The sequence below is a fragment of the Plantibacter sp. CFBP 8798 genome, from assembly GCF_014841195.1.
GTDB lineage: Bacteria > Actinomycetota > Actinomycetes > Actinomycetales > Microbacteriaceae > Plantibacter > Plantibacter auratus.
Map to the genome: position 1 here is coordinate 318,390 of NZ_JACYTS010000001.1, position 19,878 is coordinate 338,267.

23 protein-coding genes are annotated in these 19,878 nt (G+C 70.7%); 7 read left to right on the forward strand and 16 right to left on the reverse strand.

The genetic code is table 11. The features are described 5' to 3' along the window. Both IFU30_RS01510 and IFU30_RS01515 read right to left on the reverse strand, forming a co-directional pair. Nucleotides 1-543: a hypothetical protein gene (locus IFU30_RS01510; protein ID WP_137242844.1), complete on the reverse strand. Its 543-nt coding sequence runs from the start codon at nt 541-543 to the stop codon at nt 1-3. A 35-nt stretch (nt 544-578) separates the two neighbouring features. Beyond that, nucleotides 579-3,188: an excinuclease ABC subunit UvrA gene (locus IFU30_RS01515; RefSeq protein ID WP_192004068.1), complete on the reverse strand. Its 2,610-nt coding sequence runs from the start codon at nt 3,186-3,188 to the stop codon at nt 579-581. Between the two features lie 93 nt (nt 3,189-3,281). Here IFU30_RS01515 and IFU30_RS01520 point away from each other — a divergent pair, with 93 nt between their 5' ends. After that, complete coding sequence (locus IFU30_RS01520) at nt 3,282-3,848, forward strand: dihydrofolate reductase family protein (protein ID WP_192004069.1); 567 nt, start codon at nt 3,282-3,284, stop codon at nt 3,846-3,848. 73 nt (nt 3,849-3,921) lie between these two features. Here IFU30_RS01520 and IFU30_RS01525 read toward each other — a convergent pair whose 3' ends face one another. Genes IFU30_RS01525 through IFU30_RS01540 form a run of 4 tightly spaced genes read right to left on the reverse strand, consistent with a single transcriptional unit; the run spans nt 3,922 to nt 7,756 of the window. Then, nucleotides 3,922-4,350 carry a molybdenum cofactor biosynthesis protein MoaE gene (locus tag IFU30_RS01525; protein ID WP_056011786.1) on the reverse strand — a complete coding sequence of 143 codons (429 nt, stop codon included), beginning with the start codon at nt 4,348-4,350 and terminating at the stop codon, nt 3,922-3,924. After that, nucleotides 4,343-5,326, reverse strand: a complete 984-nt coding sequence (moaCB, locus tag IFU30_RS01530; RefSeq protein ID WP_192004070.1) for a bifunctional molybdenum cofactor biosynthesis protein MoaC/MoaB — start codon at nt 5,324-5,326, stop codon at nt 4,343-4,345. The genes IFU30_RS01525 and moaCB overlap by 8 nt, the downstream gene beginning before the upstream one ends. Then, nucleotides 5,323-6,558 (reverse strand): molybdopterin molybdotransferase MoeA, encoded by a 1,236-nt coding sequence (locus tag IFU30_RS01535; RefSeq protein ID WP_192004071.1) that lies wholly within the window; start codon nt 6,556-6,558, stop codon nt 5,323-5,325. The genes moaCB and IFU30_RS01535 overlap by 4 nt, the downstream gene beginning before the upstream one ends. A 58-nt stretch (nt 6,559-6,616) precedes the next feature. Beyond that, nucleotides 6,617-7,756, reverse strand: coding sequence for a ThiF family adenylyltransferase (locus tag IFU30_RS01540; protein ID WP_192004072.1), 1,140 nt, complete (start codon nt 7,754-7,756; stop codon nt 6,617-6,619). A gap of 143 nt (nt 7,757-7,899) precedes the next feature. On the opposite strand from IFU30_RS01540, the gene IFU30_RS01545 reads away from it, so the two are divergent. Beyond that, nucleotides 7,900-8,313, forward strand: a complete 414-nt coding sequence (locus IFU30_RS01545; protein WP_192004073.1) for an ASCH domain-containing protein — start codon at nt 7,900-7,902, stop codon at nt 8,311-8,313. Between the two features lie 6 nt (nt 8,314-8,319). Here IFU30_RS01545 and IFU30_RS01550 read toward each other — a convergent pair whose 3' ends face one another. The 9 genes from IFU30_RS01550 to IFU30_RS01590 all read right to left on the reverse strand — a co-directional run bounded on the left by IFU30_RS01550 (nt 8,320) and on the right by IFU30_RS01590 (nt 13,485). Further along, nucleotides 8,320-8,697, reverse strand: coding sequence for a VOC family protein (locus IFU30_RS01550; RefSeq protein WP_071261898.1), 378 nt, complete (start codon nt 8,695-8,697; stop codon nt 8,320-8,322). A 51-nt stretch (nt 8,698-8,748) separates the two neighbouring features. Continuing rightward, on the reverse strand, nt 8,749-9,303 hold the full coding sequence (locus tag IFU30_RS20800) for a WHG domain-containing protein (RefSeq protein WP_197977355.1): 555 nt from the start codon (nt 9,301-9,303) through the stop codon (nt 8,749-8,751). A 22-nt stretch (nt 9,304-9,325) separates the two neighbouring features. Next, a complete protein-coding gene (locus IFU30_RS01560; protein ID WP_192004075.1) occupies nt 9,326-10,162 on the reverse strand; it encodes an alpha/beta fold hydrolase in 837 nt (278 codons plus the stop codon). Between the two features lie 66 nt (nt 10,163-10,228). Then, on the reverse strand, nt 10,229-10,759 hold the full coding sequence (locus IFU30_RS20055; protein ID WP_197977356.1) for a PspC domain-containing protein: 531 nt from the start codon (nt 10,757-10,759) through the stop codon (nt 10,229-10,231). A 1-nt stretch (nt 10,760) separates the two neighbouring features. Then, nucleotides 10,761-11,084 carry a PadR family transcriptional regulator gene (locus tag IFU30_RS01570; RefSeq protein WP_159876711.1) on the reverse strand — a complete coding sequence of 108 codons (324 nt, stop codon included), beginning with the start codon at nt 11,082-11,084 and terminating at the stop codon, nt 10,761-10,763. A 40-nt stretch (nt 11,085-11,124) separates the two neighbouring features. Then, nucleotides 11,125-11,382, reverse strand: coding sequence for a DUF6510 family protein (locus IFU30_RS01575; RefSeq protein ID WP_192004076.1), 258 nt, complete (start codon nt 11,380-11,382; stop codon nt 11,125-11,127). After that, on the reverse strand, nt 11,382-12,110 hold the full coding sequence (locus tag IFU30_RS01580; protein ID WP_139382348.1) for a ferredoxin reductase: 729 nt from the start codon (nt 12,108-12,110) through the stop codon (nt 11,382-11,384). The genes IFU30_RS01575 and IFU30_RS01580 overlap by 1 nt, the downstream gene beginning before the upstream one ends. After that, nucleotides 12,107-12,700, reverse strand: a complete 594-nt coding sequence (locus IFU30_RS01585; RefSeq protein WP_086472594.1) for a sulfite oxidase-like oxidoreductase — start codon at nt 12,698-12,700, stop codon at nt 12,107-12,109. The genes IFU30_RS01580 and IFU30_RS01585 overlap by 4 nt, the downstream gene beginning before the upstream one ends. An 89-nt stretch (nt 12,701-12,789) precedes the next feature. Then, the gene (locus IFU30_RS01590) at nt 12,790-13,485 is read right to left on the reverse strand and encodes an HAD hydrolase-like protein (protein WP_342450783.1); all 696 of its coding nucleotides are present in this window, start codon (nt 13,483-13,485) and stop codon (nt 12,790-12,792) included. 100 nt (nt 13,486-13,585) lie between these two features. On the opposite strand from IFU30_RS01590, the gene IFU30_RS01595 reads away from it, so the two are divergent. Both IFU30_RS01595 and IFU30_RS01600 read left to right on the forward strand, forming a co-directional pair. Then, the gene (locus IFU30_RS01595) at nt 13,586-14,467 is read left to right on the forward strand and encodes a TIM barrel protein (RefSeq protein ID WP_192004078.1); all 882 of its coding nucleotides are present in this window, start codon (nt 13,586-13,588) and stop codon (nt 14,465-14,467) included. Further along, nucleotides 14,464-15,516: a Gfo/Idh/MocA family protein gene (locus tag IFU30_RS01600; protein ID WP_192004079.1), complete on the forward strand. Its 1,053-nt coding sequence runs from the start codon at nt 14,464-14,466 to the stop codon at nt 15,514-15,516. The genes IFU30_RS01595 and IFU30_RS01600 overlap by 4 nt, the downstream gene beginning before the upstream one ends. Nucleotides 15,517-15,544: 28 nt before the next feature. On the opposite strand, the gene IFU30_RS01605 is transcribed toward IFU30_RS01600, so the two are convergent. After that, the gene (locus IFU30_RS01605) at nt 15,545-16,693 is read right to left on the reverse strand and encodes an ROK family transcriptional regulator (RefSeq protein WP_249404620.1); all 1,149 of its coding nucleotides are present in this window, start codon (nt 16,691-16,693) and stop codon (nt 15,545-15,547) included. Nucleotides 16,694-16,900: 207 nt separating this feature from the next. Between IFU30_RS01605 and IFU30_RS01610 the strand changes: the two genes are divergently transcribed. The 3 genes from IFU30_RS01610 (at nt 16,901) to IFU30_RS01620 (ending at nt 19,867) form a co-directional block, all read left to right on the forward strand. Continuing rightward, the gene (locus tag IFU30_RS01610) at nt 16,901-18,400 is read left to right on the forward strand and encodes a glycoside hydrolase family 36 protein (RefSeq protein ID WP_192004080.1); all 1,500 of its coding nucleotides are present in this window, start codon (nt 16,901-16,903) and stop codon (nt 18,398-18,400) included. A gap of 95 nt (nt 18,401-18,495) precedes the next feature. Beyond that, a complete protein-coding gene (locus IFU30_RS01615) occupies nt 18,496-19,485 on the forward strand; it encodes a helix-turn-helix transcriptional regulator (RefSeq protein WP_192004081.1) in 990 nt (329 codons plus the stop codon). A 4-nt stretch (nt 19,486-19,489) separates the two neighbouring features. Next, the gene (locus IFU30_RS01620; RefSeq protein ID WP_079704440.1) at nt 19,490-19,867 is read left to right on the forward strand and encodes a RidA family protein; all 378 of its coding nucleotides are present in this window, start codon (nt 19,490-19,492) and stop codon (nt 19,865-19,867) included. The last annotated feature ends 11 nt before the right edge of the window (nt 19,868-19,878 follow it).

Consider the following 19,878-nt stretch of genomic DNA (forward strand, 5'->3'; position numbering starts at 1 on the left):
TCATCGCGAAGCCTGCCAGGCGCGACGGGCCACCCCGGCCGACCGGAACATCAGGATGAGCGAGCAGATCGCTCCGACGACGGTCGCCAGGAACGCCACGAGCGCGAGCATCTGGAGCAGTTCGCCGACCGATGACGACCGGCCGACGTACGGCGGGATCTCGTCGGACACGGTGTTCCCGACGCCGAAGCCGGCGACGAACATGGCCAGGAGACCGAGCCACACGAGCATGGATCCGAGTGTCGCGACGTGGACCCAGTGTGTGCCGAGCCGGCCGCGCCATCCGAAGTGGGTGAACACCAGAATGGCTGTGAGGCCGAGCAGGAACGCGATCGCGACACCGACGAGGCCGACGGTCAGGGTGGTGGGCGCGAACACCCCGTAGATCGCCTCGAGGCCGTAGGAGTCGTCCGTCATCGCGAGCGGCGCCCAGATGAGTTCCTCGATGGGAGCCAGCACCAGCATCGACGTCGCGGCGACCGCCCAGACGACGACGGCGATGCGCTGAGCGCGGAGGTCACGGCGTGCATCGGTCGTCTGCATGGACTCCACGCTAGGCGCTCCGGGTCGGTGGGACGTCACCCCGCCGACGCCTCCTCCGGTGACGGTGCGGCACCGAGCAACGCCAGTCGCTTCGCCAGGTAGGGCGCGGTGCGGCTGTCGGGGTCTGCGGCGACGGTGTCCGGGGTGCCCGCGGACACGATGCGCCCACCAGCGTCGCCGCCGGACGGTCCGAGGTCGATCACCCAGTCGGCCGCCGCGACGACGTCCATCTCGTGCTCGACCACGACGACGGTGTCGCCGGAGTCGACGAGCGCGTTCAGCTGCGCCAGCAGACGACGGACGTCCGCCGGGTGGAGGCCGGTCGTCGGCTCGTCGAGGAGGTAGAGGGTGTGACCGCGTCGCACCCGCTGGAGTTCCGTCGCGAGCTTAATGCGCTGCGCCTCACCGCCCGACAGCTCGGTGGCCGGCTGGCCGAGCCGCAGGTACCCCAGGCCGACCTCGAGCAGGGTGCGGAGGCTCCGTGCCGCCGCCGGGACGGCCGCGAGGAACTCGGCCGCCTGCTCGACGGTGAGTGCGAGGACGTCTGCGATCGACTTCCCGTCGTAGGTGACTTCGAGGGTCTCGGCGTTGTACCGAGCGCCGTCACAGGTCGGGCACTTCCCGTAGCTGCCGGGGAGGAACAGCAGTTCGACCGACACGAAGCCTTCGCCGAGGCAGGTCTCGCACCGACCTCCCGCGACGTTGAACGAGAAGCGGCCGGCCGTGTACCCGCGCTCGCGGGCGAGGTCCGTGGCGGCGAAGGCCGCGCGGACGGCGTCGAAGAGGCCGGTGTAGGTGGCCAGGTTGGACCGTGGCGTTCGACCGATGGGCTTCTGGTCGACCCGCACGAGGCGGTCGACGTGCTCGAGCCCGCGCGCCCGGCGGACGGTGAGCGTGTCGGCGTGTCCGTCCGGCACAGTCGCCTCCGCCAGGCCGGAACCCTCGGCCGCATCGGTCTCGGCGGGCACCTCGTCGTCGTCGTCTGCGACGTCGTCCGCACCCCGACCGTCTGCGCGCAGGTGGTCGCGCACGACGTCGCGGAGGACGCGGCTCACGAGGGTCGACTTGCCGGAACCCGAGACACCGGTGACGGCGACGAAGGTCCCGAGGGGGATCGAGGCGTCGACGCCGGCGAGGTTGTGGAGCGTGATGCCCTCCACCTCGAGCCAGTCGCGCGCCTCACGGAGTGCTCGTCGCTCGGGAGCCGGACCGTGCTGTTCGGGGAAGAGGAACGGGCGGGTCGCCGAGGCCTCGACATCGGCGAGACCCTCGACGGCCCCGCTGTAGAGCACGTCGCCGCCACCCTCGCCCGCACCGGGGCCGACGTCGACGATCCAGTCCGCGTTCCGGACGACGTCCATGTTGTGCTCGACGACATAGACCGAGTTGCCCGAGCGCTTCAGCTGCTCCAGCACCTCGAGGAGGGGCTCAGCGTCGGCCGGGTGCAGACCCGCTGACGGTTCGTCAAGGACGTAGACCACGCCGAAGAGCCCGGAGCGCAGCTGGGTCGCGAGCCGGAGCCGCTGCATCTCGCCTGGGGAGAGCGTGGTCGTCACGCGCCCGAGTCCGAGGTAGCCGAGTCCGAGGTCGGTGAGCACGCGGATGCGCGCGAGGAGGTCGGTCGTGATGGCGACGGCGACGTCGGTGCGCTCGCCGGACAGCGTGGTCGGGAGCGCGGGCGCCGCGTCGGTCAGCTCCGTGGTGGGGCGGATGACCTCGGCGAGCTCCGTCATCGGCAGGGCGTTGAGCTCGGCGATCGTGCGGCCGGCGAAGGTGACCGCGAGCGCCTCGCGGCGGAGTCCCGTGCCGTGGCAGAGCGGGCACGGACCCGAGCGCACGAACTGCAGCACTTTGTTCCGCATCATCTGGCTCTTGGAGTCGGAGAGGGTGTGGAAGACGTAATGCTTGGCGCTCCAGAACATGCCGTTGTACGGCTTCGCGACGCGGTCGCGTTGCGGCGTGATCTGCACGACCGGCTGCTCCTCGGTGAAGAGGATCCAGTCGCGGTCCTCCTGGTCGAGCTCCCGCCAGGGTCGGTCGACGTCGTATCCGAGTGCGATGGTGATGTCGCGGAGGTTCTTCGCCTGCCAGGCGCCCGGCCACGCGGCGATCGCGCCCTCGCGAATGCTCAGCGACGGGTCGGGCACGAGAGAGTCCTCGGTGACCGTGTGCGCGACGCCGATGCCGTGGCACTCCGGGCAGGCACCGACAGCGGTGTTGGGGGAGAAGGCGTCCGAGTCGAGCCGGGTCGTGAACCCCTCGGGGAAGGTGCCGGCGCGCGAGAAGAGCATGCGGAGTGAGTTCGAGAGGGTCGTCACCGTGCCGACGCTGGAGCGCGAGCTGGGGGCGCCGCGACGCTGCTGCAGGGCGACCGCCGGTGGCAGACCGGAGATCGAGTCGACGTGCGGGTCATGACCCTGCTGGATCAGCCGCCTGGCGTACGGTGCGACGGACTCGAGGTACCGTCGCTGCGCCTCGGTGAAGATGGTGCCGAACGCGAGCGACGACTTGCCCGAGCCGGAGACCCCGGTGAAGGCGACGATCGCATCGCGCGGCACGTCGACGTCCACGTTGCGGAGGTTGTTCTCGTTGGCTCCCCGGACGCGGACGAACGGGTCAGATGCTTCGGGGGCGTGTTCGGGCATCAGATCACCCTACGTCGCCGCGGTCCGGTGGGCGACCGGTTGACGTGCCCCGCCCGATGCGCGATGTCGGTGGTGGACGGCAGGATCGTCCTCATGACTCGTGAACGTTCCTGGCACGGCTGTGTCTTCATCGGCGTGAGCCTCGACGGTTACATCGCAAAGCCCGACGGCGACCTCGGCTGGCTCACGGAGCTCGAGCCGCGGGGGCATGCCGCGGATGCGCCGGGGAGGCACCCGGCGCTCGACTGGGATTCGTTCTTCCCGACGATCGACACCCTCGTGATGGGACGCACCACCTACGACACCGTCCTCGGCTTCGGCGAGTGGCCGTTCGAGGGCAAGCGGGTCGTCGTGCTGAGCACCACGCTCGAGGCAGGGGACGACCGCATCACGGTCGCCGGGTCGGTCGACGAAGCGGCCGCCCTGCTCGACGAGGCCGGGGCCGGCCGCGTCTACATCGACGGCGGCAGGACCATCCAGGCGTTCCTCGGTGCTGGCCTCGTCGACGAGATCACCGTGTCGGTCGCGCCGGTGCTCATCGGCTCGGGCGCCCGCCTGTTCGGCGACCTCGACGCCGACGTCCGCCTGCGGCTCCGCGGCACCCACGCGACGCCCGAGGACGGGCTCGTGCGCATCACCTACGACGTGCTGCCACGCTGACAGCTCGATTCGCCCCGAATGGCCGCCCATGCTTCATGCGTGCGACCACTCGGGGCGAATCGAGGACGAGCCGCTACAGGCCGACCCATTCCGTCTCGCCGTCGGCCAGGTGCTGGCGCTTCCAGATGGGGACGGTCCGCTTGATCTCCTCCACCAGACGCTCGCAGGCGGCGAACGCCTCGGCCCGGTGCGCGGCGGCGACGGCGGCCACGAGGGCCAGGTCGCCGACGACGAGCGACCCGACGCGATGCGCTGCCGCCACTCGGAGGCCGGTCTCCGCGGCGACCGTCCGGCAGCAGTCCTCGAGGAATCGCTGGGCGTCGGGATGGGCCCGGTAGTCGAGGGCGTCGACCGCCTCGCCGTGGTCGTGGTCGCGCACGATGCCTCGGAAGGCGACGAGGGCGCCGTTGGCGGGCGCCGCGACGAAGTCCTCGATCGCATGCGCGTCGAGGGGCGACTCAGAGATGAGGGCGAGGACCTCGGGAACCGTCGACTCACTCATGCGCGCCACCTCCGGCGATCTGGGCGACGAGGTGGTCGAGCAGGCCGTCGAGGACCGCGAGTCCGTCCTTCACGCCACCGGTCGAGCCGGGCAGGTTCACGACGACGGTGCCGGCGGACACCCCGGCGAGCCCGCGACTGAGCGCCGCGGTCGGCGTCTTGGTCGACCCGAGGGTGCGGATCGCCTCCGCGATGCCGGGCAGCTCGCGGTCGAGGTGGGGCTGCGTCGCCTCCGGAGTGCGGTCGCTCGGCGAGAGGCCGGTGCCGCCCGTCGTGATGAGCACCGCGGGCGCGGCGTCCAGGGCTGCCGTGATCGCGAGGTGCACATCCGCGTCGGACACGACCGTCACCGCATCCACCGCGTAGTCGTGCTCGGACAACCAGGCGGAGATGCGCGGCCCCGTGAGGTCCTCGCGTGTGCCGGCCGCGCCGGCGGTCGACGCGACGATGACGGCCGCGGTTCGCGGACGGACCGTTCGCGCCACAGGTGCTTCGATCGGCTCCACCGCTTCCGGCGTCCAGTTCCCGCGCTTGCCGCCGGATTTCTCCAGCAGCCGGATGTCGCCGAGGACCGAGGCCGGGTCGACGGCCTTGACCATGTCGTGCAGGGTCAGGCCGGCGATCGACGCGGCCGTCAGGGCCTCCATCTCGACCCCGGTCTGGCCGGTGGTCTTCGCCGTCGCGGTGATGACGATGGAGTCCTCGGTGAAGGCGAAGTCGAGGCTCACGGACGACAGCGCGAGCTGGTGGCACAGCGGGATGAGCTCGCTCGTCCGCTTGGCCCCCGCGATCCCTGCGATGCGAGCGGTCGCGATGACGTCCGCTTTCGGCAGGCCGTCCGCTTGGACGAGCGCGATCACGTCTGGTCGGGTGGTGAAGGTCGCGGTCGCCGTCGCGACCCGCTTCGTCGTGGCCTTGTCGCCGACGTCGACCATGCGTGCGCGGCCGTCGTCGTCGAGGTGTGTGAGCCCGGTCATAGTGCCCATGCTTCCACAGCGTCACCGGCGTCGAGCTCGAGCGTGTCCTCCGGGATCACGATCAGCACGTCGGAGGCCGCGAGCCCGGCGACCAGGTGCGAGCCGGGGCCGGCGACCGGTTCGACCCGGCCGTCGTCTCGTCGGCGTCCGCGGAGGAACTGGCGCTTGCCGGACACCGAACGCACGGCGACCGCGAGTTCGGCCGGCACGCGCGACGCTTGCGGCAGCCCCGCGACCCGGCGGAGGACCGGAGCGACGAAGACCTCGAACGAGAGCTGGGTGCTCACCGGGTTGCCGGGGAACGCGATGATCGGGACGCCCCGGTGGGCCCCGAGCGCCTGTGGTCCGCCGGGCTGCATCGCGACCGAACCGATCCAGCCACCCAGCGGACCGAGGACGTCACGGACGACCTCGTGCTCACCCATGGAGATCCCGCCGGAGGTGAGGATGAGATCGACCTCGCCGTGGAGGTCCTCGAGCAGGGCGAGCAGGACGTCGGCATCGTCGACGACGCGCGCACGGGCGTTGACCTCGGCCCCGGCTGCGACGACGGCGGCCGCCAGCGCGGTCCCGTTGGAGTCGAAGGTCTGGCCGAGCGTCGGCGTCTCGCCGGGTTCGACGAGTTCGGCACCGGTCGTGACGATCGCGACCCGCACCCGCCGACGCACCTCGACGGTCGTGATCCCGGCCGCAGCCAACACGGCGAGGTGTCGTGAAGCGAGGCGCACGCCGGCCGGCAGCAGCTCCTCGCCGGCGCGGACGTCGCTCCCGCGTTCCCGGACGAACAGCCCCACCGGGCGCTCGCCACCGCCGCGCGCAGGACCGAGGAGGACGGTCTCGACACCGTCCGGATCCGTCTCGACCTCGCTCTCCTCGACCGGCACGACGACGTCCGCACCCGGCGGAACGACCGCGCCCGTCATGATGCGCACCGAGGTCCCCGCCTCGAGCGGCGCGGGGTCGATCGGGCGCGCGGCGATCTCGCCCACCACCCGCAGTCGCGTCTCATCGCCCGTGAGGTCTGCCGCCCGAACCGCGAAGCCGTCCATCTGCGAGTTGCGGAACAGCGGCAGGTCGACCGGTGACGGCACTGCCACCGCCGTCACCCGAGCTGCGGCCTCGTCGATCGGCACGTGCTCGGCGCCGGTGTCGGTCACGTCGTCGAGGAGGGCTGCGACGTCGGAGGCGTGTTGCTCGACGGTCTTCCGACTCGTGGGCGCTGGCGTCGTCATGGTGGTTCCCGTCGTCGAGGTCGGTCGGTGGGGCTGCACGGGGTGTTCGGAGCCGCGGTCAGTAGCGGGGGACGGTCGGATCCACGAGCCGCGACCACGCGTCGATGCCGCCCTCGAGATGGACGGCCGAGTAGCCGCGCTCGAGGAGCAGGCGAAGCGCGGACTCGGATCGGATGCCGTGGTGGCAGTAGACGACCACGGGTGTCTCGGGGTCGAGCCCGTGGAGCGTCTCGGGGAGCGAGCCGAGCGGCATCAGCGTCGAACCGGGCAACCGGGCGATCTCCGCCTCCCACGGCTCCCGGACGTCGAGCAGGACGGCCTCATCGTCGCTCGCCGCGAGCTGCGGTGCGGTGATCGTGCGGCCGCCGTGTCGCGGCTCGTGCGGGGCTGCCGCTGCGGCGCTCGCCGTGTCCCCTCCTGGCGTCCGATGCAGATGCTCATCGAGCGACACCTGCCGGGCGCCCGCGGGGTCGCGCTCGTACCGGAGTTCGCGGAACCCGCCGCTCAGCCCGTCGAACATCGTCACCCGGCCGAGCGAGAGGGTCCCGACCCCGGTGAGCACCTTGATCGCCTCGGTGGCCATGATGGACCCGATGACCCCGACCGTGGTGGGCAGGACGCCGCCGGCCTCGCAGGAGAGCACCGAACCGTCCGTCGGCGGGTGGGGGAAGAGGTCGCGGTAGCGCGGGCCGCGAGACGACCAGCTGAGTCCAGCCTGCCCGCCGTACTGCGAGACCGCACCCCAGACGAGTGGGACGTCGGCGAGCGTCGCGGCGTCGTCGACCAGGTAACGGGTCTCGAAGTTGTCGCTGCCGTCGATGACGAGGTCGATCTCCGCGTCGGCCAGGAGGCCCATGATCTCGCCGGGTCCGAGGCGGAGGCGGTGTCTGAGGATCGTCGCATCGGTGTTGACGGCGAGGGCGCGGTCGGCGGCGGAGTCGACCTTCGACCGGCCGACGTCCGCGGTGCTGTGGACGGTCTGCCGATGCAGGTTGCTGAGCTCGACCGTGTCGTCGTCCACCAGGTGGATCGCGCCGTCACCGGAACCGACACCGGCAGCGGCAAGCGCCGGGATGACGATGCTGCCGAGGCCGCCGGCGCCGACGATCAGCACCCGCGCATCGGCGAGACGCTGTTGCGCCGCTGGTCCGAACCCGGGGAGGGCGAGCTGCCTGGCGTACCGCGCGGTCGAGGACATGCGCCGATTATCCCACCGGCACCATGCCCGCCGGCCCTCAGACCGCATCCGCTCGCGTCCGCAGGAGGTAGCAGGCGCCGCCGCGAGAAGCCGACAGGAGTGGCGCAGTGGCACGACGCGTCGATCGATGCTGGGATGGACGCATGGATGACCACCTCCCCATCGTCGAGTTCGCGTTCCCCGGCCCGCTGCGGGACAGGCTGGTGGCGGCGATCGAGTCCGGCGAGAAGGTCGCGACGAGTTCCCTGGCGCACGAGTACGAGGTGGCAGGCGAGGAGTTGCCGGCGGTCGGGCAGCGCGGAATCGTCGTCGATTCCGATGGCGCTCACCGCCTCGTCATCGAGACGGTGGGGGTCGAGGTGGTACCGCTGGGCGAGGTGCCGCTGGCTCACGCTCTGGCGGAGGGCGAAGGCTACGCCTCGGTCGCCGACTGGCGTGCCGGTCACGAGCGGTTCTGGACCTCTCCGGAGATGCAGGCCGAACTCGGCGCCGACTTCCGCCTCGACGACGCGACGCTCGTCGTCCTCGAACGGTTCGCCCTCATCGCCCGGGACTGAGGCCGATCAGACCGGCTTGACGGGCGTGCGCAGGAGGCAGAAGGCGTTGCCCTCGGGATCGGCGAGGACGTGCCACGACTCATCGCCCGTCTGCCCGATGTCCGTCGGGCGCGCTCCGAGGGCCAACAGGCGCTCGAGTTCGGCGTCCTGGTCGCCGTCGGTCGGGCTGACGTCGATGTGGAGCTTCGACTTCGGCTGCGGCGGGTCGTCGCTGCGGCTGAGGATGATGGTCGGTTGCGACCCACCGAAGCCGTCCCGCGCTCCGATCTCCACCCCGTCCTCGTCTCGGTCGAGCACGACGAAGTCGAGGACCTCGCACCAGAAGCGGGCGAGCGCTTCCGGATCGCGGCAGTCCAGGACGAGTTCACTGATGCGGCATGACATGAGGGCACGCTACCCCGCACGCGTCGTGCAGCGGAACCCGTTGCAGGTCGGCTAGGACTCGTCCCCAGCGGTCTCGGCCCAACGGGTCAGCGTGATCACGAAGCCACGGACGAGGCGGTCGAAGCTCCGGTCGAGGTCGCGGTCGAGGCCGAAGGAGCCTGCCGCCTCGAGCGAGACGAAGCCGTGCAGGGTGGAGCGGAACGCGCGGATCGCGTCGATGGCGTCGTCGCCGCGGAGCTCGTAGGCCGTGAGGACGTCGCTGATGACCTGGATGGCGCCGAGCGATGCCGCCGCGTCCTCCTCATCCTCCGGCCCGGCGATCCACTGCGCGGCCGTATAGCGTGCCGGGTGCTCCAGGGCCCACTCCCGGTAGGCGCCGGCCATCACCGTGATCGCATCCGCGCCCGAACGGCCGACGGCGGCGCGCAGCAGGACGTCGCCGAGCTCGCCCTTCGCTTGGAGGGAGATGCTCCGGCGGAGTCCGGCGAGCGAGTCGAGGTGCTTGTAGAGCGAGGGCTGCCGGACGCCGAGCCGTTCGGCGAGGGCGGCGAGGGTCAGCCCCTCGAGCCCGACCTCGTCGGCGAGTTCAGCCGCTTCGTCCACCACGCGCGCGCGGCTGAGTCCCGCCCTAGGCACGGTGCAGCGCCGACTGGAGGAAGCCGAGGACGGCCTGCGAGGTGACCTCGGGCTGCTGGGCCTGCGGGTAGTGGCCGGCGTCCTCGACGAGGACGACCTCCGCCTGCAGGGTGTCGCCGATCCAGCGCGCCTCTCCTGCGGGGTCGGGGAAGTCGGGGTCCTTGGTGCCCATGATCACGAGCGTCGGAGCGCTCACGCCGGGGAGCGCAGCCTCGGCCGGGGCATGGTCGGTCTGTCTGGTCGTCTGCGAGAAGGCCTTGCCGTAGGCGGGGCGACGCAGGCTCGCGAAGACGTCGGCGAGGTAGTCGTCGAAGTCGACCGGCTTCCGGCCCGCGTTCAGCGTGGGGAGGTAGGCCTTCCAGACCCGTGCGATCCACAGCGGAGCCATCATGGCGCGGAAGACCGCCTGCATGACGGCGCCCGCCTTCGGGTTGCGGACGAAGGGCCCGACGAGGACGAGACCGGACACGTCCTCCGGGTGCTCAGCGGCGACGATCACGCCCGCGCCGGCAGCGAGGGAGTTCCCGATGACGACGGCCGGGGCGCCGAGGTCGCGGATGAGGGCGTGGACGTCCGAGGCGGTCGCGACGTCGCCGTACGAGGAGAACGTCGTGTCGCTGTCGCCGTGACCACGGAGGTCGGTGGAGGCGACGCGGTACCCGGCCTGGACGAGTGCGGGAGCGAGGAAGCGGTAGGAGGAGCGGAGCTCGCCCATTCCCGGGACGAGGACGACGAGCGGGCCGTCGCCCTGGATCTCGTAGGCGATCTTGCCCTCGGGACGGTCGAGGTAGCGGGTGGCAGGCCCTGTCGATGCCGGGTTCGTGTTCATGAAGCTAGTCTGCATTGCCGTTTGGCTAATGTCAATAGCTTTGATGGATCGGCTGTCGAAGCAATCTCATCGACTCGGCGCTGGCGCCGCGCACTGGCGCCGATACTCGGCGACCGTGTCGACCTTCGGCAGGATGAGGAGCAGAGCCAGGTAGACGAGGCCGGCGGTCCCGCCCGTGAAGAGGAGGAGGAAGAGGGCGACGGTGCGGACCCAGTCCACGCGGAAGTCGCCGTACGCGGCGATGCCGGCGCACAGGCCGCCGAACCAGCTCCCCTCCCCGATGCGACAGAAGAATCGACCGCGAGCGGGATAGGCGAGGATCCGGATCGGCGGTGCTTCCTGCTCGACGGAGCCCGTCTCCGCGAGGATCATCGCGAGCTGCTCGTCGTCGATCGCGGCGCCAGGGGTTGCCGGCATCGATCGCAGGCGGTCTCCGAGTGTCGTCTCGAGGTCGCGTACGGTCTCGTCCGCATCGGGGTCGGTGCCGAGTGCGGCGCGGGTGTTCGACAGGTAGCGGAGCAGGTGGGCGTGGGCGGCGGCCGTCAGCGGGATCGTCTCCGCATGCCCACTCAGGCTCATGTGGTGGATCTGTTCCATGTCAGTGTCCGATCGTCGTGATCATGTCGGTGAGGGAGGACCAATAGGTGCGGAAGTCCAGGAGCTGCACTCGTCCGGCCTCGGTCAGGGAGAGGTACTTGCGAGGTGGACCGGACGTGGACTCCTGCCAGTCGTGTGCCAGGAGGTCTTCGCGTCGGAGCTTGTTCAGGAGGGGATAGAGCGTGGCTTCCTGGACGGGGAAGCCGGCTTCGCGGAGCGCCGTCGCGATCTCGCCCGCGTAGCGTCGCTGATGCTCGACCGAAGCGAGCACGAGCGGTTCGAGCATGCCTCGGCGGAGTGCCGCGAGCTTGCTATCTGGTTCCATGCCGGTACTGTAACACGACTCGGTACCGTGCGAGATTCGATCAGTCGAGGTCCGTCCACCAGCGGACGCCGTCGAGGGTGACGCGCGTGGTCTCCTCGTGATGGAGGACGACGAGCAGGACGTCGTCGCAGTGCCGACAGCGAACCACCCAAGCGTCTGGGGTGCCGAACACCAGCTCCGCGGCGAGGGGCGAGACGTCGCGGCACCCGAGGCACTGCGACATCGTCCCGCTCGGGTCGGTGCCGGTCAGTTCCGACAGTGTTCCGGCGAGGACGTTCCCGTCCAGATGCGAGGTCATCACGCGCCTCCGAACCGCTCGGTCTTGATGCGGGCGGGATCATGGCCGATCGCGACCAGGGTGTCGGCGACCGCCTCGACGAAGCCGGTCGGTCCGCAGACGAACACCGATGGGGCCTCGCCGCCGGTGGACTCGAGCGCCTGCAGGTCGGCCGCGACCAGACGGCCGGCGGGACGAGGCCAGCCGTCGGGTGCTCGCCGGGTGTAGATCCAGGTGACCTCGACCCCGGTCGCCGCAGCGAGCTCGTCGGCGAAGAAGGCGTCCTGCGGTGAGCGGACCGAGTACACGAGTCGGAACGGCGTCGTGCTCCCGGCCGCCTCGTGCGCTCGCACCATCGCCATGAGCGGCACGATGCCCGAACCTCCGCCGATCAGGAGGACCGGCTCCGTGTCCTCAGGGCGCCAGACGAACCAGCCGCCCAGTGGTCCACGCACCTCGACCTGGTCGCCGACCTCGATCGCGTCGACGAGGAAGGGTGAGACCTCGCCGTCGGGGACCCGGTCGACGGCGATCTCGATGCGGTCACCGGCGTCGGCCGAGGCGATCGAGTAGGAGCGGACCGCCTGGTAGCCGTCGGGTGCGGTGAGGCGGACGTCGGCGTGCTGCCCGGCGAGGTTCCCGCCCCAGCCCGGGGCGTCCAGGATGAGGCTCCGCCCCGATGGGGTCAGCTGCGTCGCCGTGACCACGGTGGCCGGCTTCCAGACGTCGACATGGTTCGTGCGCCTCACGAGTACCGCTGTTCGAGCCAGGGATCACCGTAGGCGTGGTAGCCGTTCTGCTCCCAGAACCCCGGTTCGTCGTCCTGCTGCATGACGAGGCCGCGGATCCACTTCGCGCTCTTCCAGAAGTAGAGGTGCGGGATGAGAAGCCTCGCCGGGCCGCCGTGCTCCGCGGCGAGCGGCTCGCCGTCGAAGCCGGTGGCGATCCAGGCCTTGCCGTCCAGGAGATCGTCGAGTGGGACGTTGGTCGTGTAACCGCCGTAGGAGTGGGCCATCACGAAGTCGTAGCCGCTCTCGACCTCGGCGAAGAGCGTGTCGAGGGAGACGCCCTGCCAGCTCGTGCCGAGCTTCGTCCACCGGGTCACGCAGTGGATGTCGCGGGTGATGTCGTCCTGCTGCAGGGCCTGCATGGCCGCCCAGTCCCAGCGGTGGGTCTCGCCCGTCTCCGTCCGGATCTGGAACTCCCACTCATCGGTGTCGATCCGCGGCGTGGGTCCGGCGGACAGGACCGGGAAGTCCTCGGTGAGGAACTGGCCTGGCGGGAGTCGGTCGTCCTGCTCTCGTGCCCGTCCTCCGAAACCGCGTGTGAACACCGCCATGTCGACCTCCTCAGGATGGTCATCACCCTAGTGAGCAGGTGTCGGTGAAGCCAGGCCCTCCTGGGGTCACCAAGTGGTTCCGGCCTCGCTCAGCCGGTGATGAGGTTCGACAGCGCGTCGATCGAGTGGACGACGGCGAGGGCACCGGTGGCCTCCGCCGGCGAGCCGTAGCCCCACTCGACGAGGATCGTCGGGATCCCGTGCGCCGCTGCGCCCTCGATGTCGTGGAGGCGGTCGCCGACCAGTACGGTGCGGGACGTGTCGACGCCGGCGACCGTGAGGCGCCGGAGGGCCTCACCGACGACGTCGGCCTTGCTGCTGCGGACCTCGTCCTCGGAGGCGCCCGTGACGACGGTGAAGTACTGGCTCAGACCGAAGTGGTCGAGGATCGTGTTCGCCTGCGACTCGGGCTTCGAGGTCGCGAGCCCGATCGGGATCCCGGCCTCGGAGATGCGCGCGAGCAGCCCGGCGACGCCTGGGAACACCGCGGTGCCGACCTCGGCCCCCTCGATGGCGACCTGGCGACGGTACTCCGTGAGGGCGAGCTGCGACTGCAACGGGTCCATGTCCGCGAAGTCGCGGAAGGAGTCGAGCAGCGGCGGCCCGACCCAACGCAGCAGTGACTCGTCGGACGGGACGACGGCACCGACGTTCGCCAGGGTCGTCTTCATGCGGGAGATGATGCCGGGAGCCGAGTCCACGATCGTGCCGTCGAGGTCGAACAGCACGCAGGACCAGCTGCGGTGGAAGGACACGGTCGTACTCGCGAGGTAGAGATCGGTCACACGCTCCATCCTAGGGCGGCCCCTCCGGCTGCAGAGGGTTGTCAACCGGTTGCCAGAGCCGTAGGCTGACAGGGCCGGCAGCCCGACTGTCTGGTTCCCGATGACGAGAACGAACGCGAAGGCGGAAGCGCACGTGAATGCACAACACCCGGTGAGCTGGACCCTGTCGGGCTTCGGCGACGAGATCGACGCCGACCCGACGACGCAGATCGCCGTGCTGGAGGCGCTCGGTGCATCGCACATCGAGGTCCGCAGCGCGTGGGGCGTCAACATCATCGATCTCGACGCCGACCAGCTCGCCCGACTCGGCGCGCAGCTGCAGCAGTCGGGCATGGGGGTGTCCGCCATCGGGTCGCCGATCGGCAAGGTCGACGTGGCCCTCGACGCCGAGCTGGAGGTCGCCCGCCTCGCGCGAGCGATCGCCGCTGCACATGCCCTCGGGACCCCCAACATCCGGATCTTCTCCTTCTTCCGCGGTGAGGGCGTGCCGGTGGAGGCCACCCGCGACGACGTCCTGGTCCGCATGCGCCTGCTCGCCGACCTGGCCGAGCGGGAGGGGGTCGTGCTCCTGCACGAGAACGAGAAGGACATCTACGGCGACGTCCCGGAGCGCATCCTCGACCTCGTCGAGTCCGTCGGATCGCCCGCACTTCGCCTCGCCTGGGACAACGCGAACTTCGTCCAGGTGGGCGTCGCGCCGTTCGACGACGGCTATGCGATGCTGCGCCCGTACCTCGACTACCTGCAGGTCAAGGACGCGGTCGCCGAGAGCGGCCAGGTCGTGCCGTCCGGCGAGGGCGACGGGCAACTGCGTGAAACGCTCACGGCGTTGCGCGACGACGGCTACGCGGGGTTCGCCTCGCTCGAGCCGCACCTCGCCGACACCCACGCGCTCGGCGGCTTCTCGGGTCCCGCCTCGTTCGGCGTGGCCGCCCGGGCCTTCCGGAGGCTCACGGACGAGCTGGGGATCGAACTGCGATGAGCCGCGGGCCCGCACCCGTCCTCCGTCGCGTCGCCGTGGTCGGGTGCGGCGACATCTCCGCTCTCCACATCGCGGCGATCGGAACGGTGCCCGGTGCGCAGCTCGTGGCGGTGTGCGACGTCGACGCCGGCCGGCTCGATGCGGCGACGGCTGCGACGGGTGTCCCGGGCTTCACCGACCTCGATCGACTGTTCGAGGAGGCGCGACCCGACGTCGTCCACATCTGCACCCCGCACCACCTGCACGCCGACCAGGCGATCCGGGCGCTCGAGCGCGGGATCAGTGTCATCCTCGAGAAGCCCCTCGCCCACACGCGCGATGAGGCCGAACGGCTCCTGGCCGCGGCGGAGCACAGTCGCGCGAAGATCGCGGTGTGCTTCCAGAACCGCTACAACCAGCCGGCGGAGCGCGCCAAGGAACTCCTCGACTCGGGTGAGCTCGGCGCAGTGCTCGGCGCCTCGGCGGTCGTGCCGTGGCATCGGACGGCGGCCTACTACGAGGATCGCCCGTGGCGCGGTCGCTGGGAGACCGGCGGCGGTGGACTCCTCATGAACCAGGCGATCCACACGATCGACCTCGTGCAGTGGTTGGTCGGCGACCCGCTCGAGGCGACGGGGTCGATCGCCACCCGCGCGCTCGCCGAGGTGATCGAGGTCGAGGACACGGCCGAGCTGCGCATCGTGCACGCGGGTGGCGCGACGAGCACGGTCTACGCGACGGTCGCCGGGGTCGCGAACCTGCCCGTGACGATCGACGTCGTCTGCGCGTTGGGCACGCTGAGCTTGGGGGCCGAACTCACCGCACGCTTCGCCGATGGGCGCGTCGAGACCACCGTCGAGCGGGTGACGGCCAGCGGAGCGCGTGCCTACTGGGGTGTGTCCCATGAACGGCTGATCCAGGACTTCTACGCGGGGCTCGACGAGCCGGGCGCCTTCTGGCTCCACCCCGCAGAAGCGCGGAAGGCGTTCGACGTGATCCAGGACGTCTACGACGCGGCGATCCCCGAGCGACGGTCGTCGGTCCTCGCCGCGCAGCTCGGCGGTCGCTGAGCCACCACCCGCCGCGGGCTGTGACGGCTCAGGACGCTGCGGTCCGCTTGACGAGCAGCTGCGCTCCGTCCGGGTCGGGGAACCGCTCCACGTCTCGGACGGCCGTCTGCAGGACGGTGTCGAGGTGCTGGGACGCCAGGCTGACGCCACCCATCGCCACCGCCTCCGAACCGAGCGAGGAGACGACCACGTCCGGTGGCAGCGGGCAGATCTCGCCGAGGGTGCGGATGAAGCGCGGCAGGAAGACGTCCGCGCCCGGAGCGCTTCCGCCGCCGACCACGAGGAGTTCCGGATCGAGCGCGAGGACCATGGCCGCTGCGCCGGTGGCCAGGTCGTCCGCGAACTCGTCCATCGCCGTCAGGGCGATCCGATCACCGGCGCGAGCCGCATCGAAGATCTCCTCGCGGGACGGCCGTGGTGAGCCGAGGACCGACTCGCCGTACCGCTCGTTCAGGCGGGACCACCGGAGTTCGGGCATCTCGCCGACGATCCCTGCCGCACCGTGCACGCCGCGATGCACCTTCCCGTCGACGATGGAGGCGGCGCTGGTGCGCACGCCGCAGAGGAGATAGACGACGTCGCGGTGGCCCTGTGCCGCGCCGACGGTCAGTTCCGCGCGGGCACCGAGCGCGACGTCGCCCTCCACCAGGACGGCTCCGTCGAACTCCTGCTCGAACCGCCCGCGCAGGTTGAGTCCGACCCAGTCCGGGAGTCCCGTTCCGCCGAAGTGCAGCACCTCGCCGTCCCGGCCGATCGCGCCCGGGGATCCCACGGCGACGATCCACACCGACCCGCGGGTGAGGTCGAGGGTGCTGAGCACCGCATCGCCGGTCGCCAGCGCCAGGGTGATGCGCTCGGTCGCGCCCGTGTCCTCGGCGAGCTGTGCCGTGCGCTGGCCCAGGACGGCACCGGCGAGGTCGGTCACGACGGCGTGGATGTGGTTCGCGCCGATGTCGAGCGACAGGAGGTGGCCGAGTCCGGCCCGCACGCTGAAAGCGGTGGCGGGTCTGCCGACCCGGGACGCCGAGGCGCGTTCGACGGATTCGAGCCAGCCCATCTCGACGAGATCCGTCACGATCGCGTCGATGGCCGTCCGAGACAGCCCGGACGCGTCCGCCAACTCCCGCAGGGTGAGCGGCTGCGGGAGCAGGGCGCGCAGCACACCGAGCGAGTTCATCCTCCGGAGCAACGACCGACTGCCCATCGATCCGCCGGACGGCTCCACCATCGCCTCTCGAGGCATTCGGCATTCCCCTCTTGCGACTTTTCACGGCACGTTGCAGTATTAACTCCGCCTCCTCGACTCTACCCGCGGCAGCCCCGCGGCGGCAGCCGGGAGGCCCGCGTCCATCTCGGGAGCGCCCACCCACACAGAAAGCCGGCCATGCTGCACACCTTCACCTTCGGTGACCTCCGCATCCCCGCGAACCTCGCCGGCGAACCGACCGCCACCAGCACGGGGTTCGTCGTGCCCGCCGGCCCGGTCGCGCTGCTCCACCCCTTCGGCGACACCGGCTTCTACCGGCACGGCTGGAACTCGTGGAGTCCGAGCGGGTGGACCACCACCGACGGCGAGACCATCGGCATCAAGAACAGCCCCGACCGGCTGCTCACCGCCGACGACGCGGTCAACGAGACCCCGCACCTCCACTCCGGCAGTGGTGTCGGTGCCATCGCCGGACCGGACGGCACCGTACTGCTCATCGGGACCCTCGGGCTCGGCAACCCCCGGGTCGGTGCCGACCGCAACACGATCTGGGCGCGGAGCGAGACCGACGAAGCCGAGTGGTTCGTCACGTTCGGACCGGAGCAGCAGGCCTTCGCCGACTACGCGGCGATCCTGTCCGAACGGCTCGGGCGGCGCTCGCAGCGCGCCGGTCGCGTCTGGAGCAGTTGGTACTCCTACTACGAGGGCATCGACGAGGAGCTGGTCGCCCGCACCGTGGCCGATCTCACCGGGTACCCCTTCGACGTGTTCCAGCTCGACGACGGCTGGGAGCCGATCGTGGGCGACTGGACGGCCGGCCCGGACTTCCCGTCGGGCATGCAGGCGACCGCCGGTCGCATCGCCGAAGCCGGGTTCCGCCCGGGGCTCTGGCTCGCCCCGATGATCGCGCTTCCCGACTCGACGATCGCGCGGGAGCGCCCCGACCTCCTCGTACAGGACGACGCCGGCCGCCCGCTGGCGACCGGCTACAACTGGAACTCCCACTACTACTCGCTCGACACCACCCAGCGGGAGGTGCAGGACCACCTCCGCGAGGTCTTCGAGCGCGTCACCGGATGGGGTTTCAGCTATCTCAAGCTCGACTTCATGTACGCGGGCGCCGTCACCGGTCGGCGGCACCAGGACGTCCACCGCGAAACCGCCTACCGGGACGCGATCTCGTTCATCAGGGAGACCGTCGGCGACGACGTGTACCTGCTCGGCTGCGGCGTCCCGATGATCCCGTCCATCGGGGTGTTCGACGGCGCGCGCGTGGGGCCGGATGTCGGTCCGTTCTGGGACAACGCCGAACGGGTCGGCGATCCGTCGGGCGTCGGGGCCTGGAACTCCATCGTCGACTCCGTCAACCGCGTCTGGCTGAAGGACGTCTACGAGGTCGACCCCGACGCCGTCTACTTCCGCAGCGCTCGGAACCTCCTCGACCCCGTCGAACGTCGCATGCTCCAGGACGTCGCCGCCATCCTCGAGTTCAAGTCGACCTCCGACCCGGTGGTCTGGCTGCACGAGAGCGAACGCGCCGAACTCCGCCAGTACCTCACGGAGACGCCGATGGTCGAACAGACGGGGCGGTTCACGTTCCGCCTCGACGGCCGCGAGGTCGACCTGACTGCCGTCGTGGCGGGAGAGGCCCGCTCCGACACCTCGTACATCGGGTGACGCCTGGCGCTCGGCGGCGATCCGGCGTTATCCGATAAACGAACGCCGACCGCCCGGAAGTGGAGCTTTGGCACAGTCGTGGGATTCTGAGCAGGATGAGCGCGAAACCAGGGTCCGCGGAGCGGTTCGAGGCCGCGGGGAGCGACGTCGACGACGCTCGCGAGCTCTACCGCGAGGCCTACCGGATCGGCGGGATGACGGTCGAGCCGACCGCCGCTGAGTTCGGATACCGCTTCACCTCCACCGGAGACGACGACCTCTCTCTCCGTGCCTCGCAGGTCGAGGGACGGATCACGGGTGCGTCGTTCACCCAGGGCGAGTACGTGGTCTCCTGGATGACGCGTGGTGAAGGTGTCTCAGACCTGCTCGGCTCGCCGATGAAGTTCCTGCACGGGCAGCCGGCGATGTTCGCGAACGACCGCCCCGCGCAGTTCGACCTCATCGACTACCGGCTCAACATGATGCACTTCGGTGGCGCCTATCTCGAGGGCGTCGCGGCGGAGACCGAGGGGTCGGTCGGTCCGATCCGGTTCGACACGACGTTCCGCCCGTCGGGCGCGGGACTCCACCGATGGAACGCCTCCGTCGCGGCCGTCGCAGGGGTGGTCTACGACGACGACAGCCCGGCGCTCCTGCGCGCGGAGGCCAGGCGAGCGGCCGCGGTGTCGTTGCTCGAGACGTTCCCGCACCTCGCGCTCCGGCCGCCGACCGAGGTGGCCGTCGCCGCCAGCGCTCGGACGCGGACCGCGGTGGAGTACCTCGTCGCGAACGCTCATCTGCCGATCCGCACCGAGGACGTCGCAGCGGCGGCCGGCATGAGCCTCCGCAGTCTGCAGTCGGCGTTCCGCCGGGAGTTCGACGTGACACCGGCCGACTACCTCCGCGCGGTCCGGCTCGACCGCGTCCGCGACGACCTGCGGGACGCCGACCCCGGACGGACGACGGTCGGTGACGTCGCCCGTCGGTGGGGGTTCGGTCATCTGGGGCGGTTCGCCGCCGGGTACTCGCGACGCTTCGGCGAGTACCCGAGTGCGACGCTGGCCTCGTCGAACACCATCGGAACCCGCCCGCGTTCCCTAGGCTGAGGCCATGACCCGATCCACCGTGACCGACCCGCACGCGCCCGAACCCGTCGGGCCGTACTCGCATGCGGCGTCCGGCCCGAGCGGGGCACTCCACCTGTCGGGGCAGACGCCCATCGACCCCTCGACCGGAACCCTCGTCGAGGGCGACGTCGCGGCACAGACCGAGCGGGTGTTCGCCAACCTCGAGTCGGTGCTGACGGCCGCCGGTCGAGGCTTCGGCGATGTCGTGAAGGTGAACGTGTACCTCGTCGACATGGCCGATTTCGCCGCGATGAACCGCGTCTACGAGACGGTCTTCTCGGCGCCCTACCCTGCGCGCACCACGGTCGCGGTCGTCGGGCTGCCGCTCGGCGCGCGCGTCGAGATCGAGCTCGTCGCCTGAGGACCACGCGA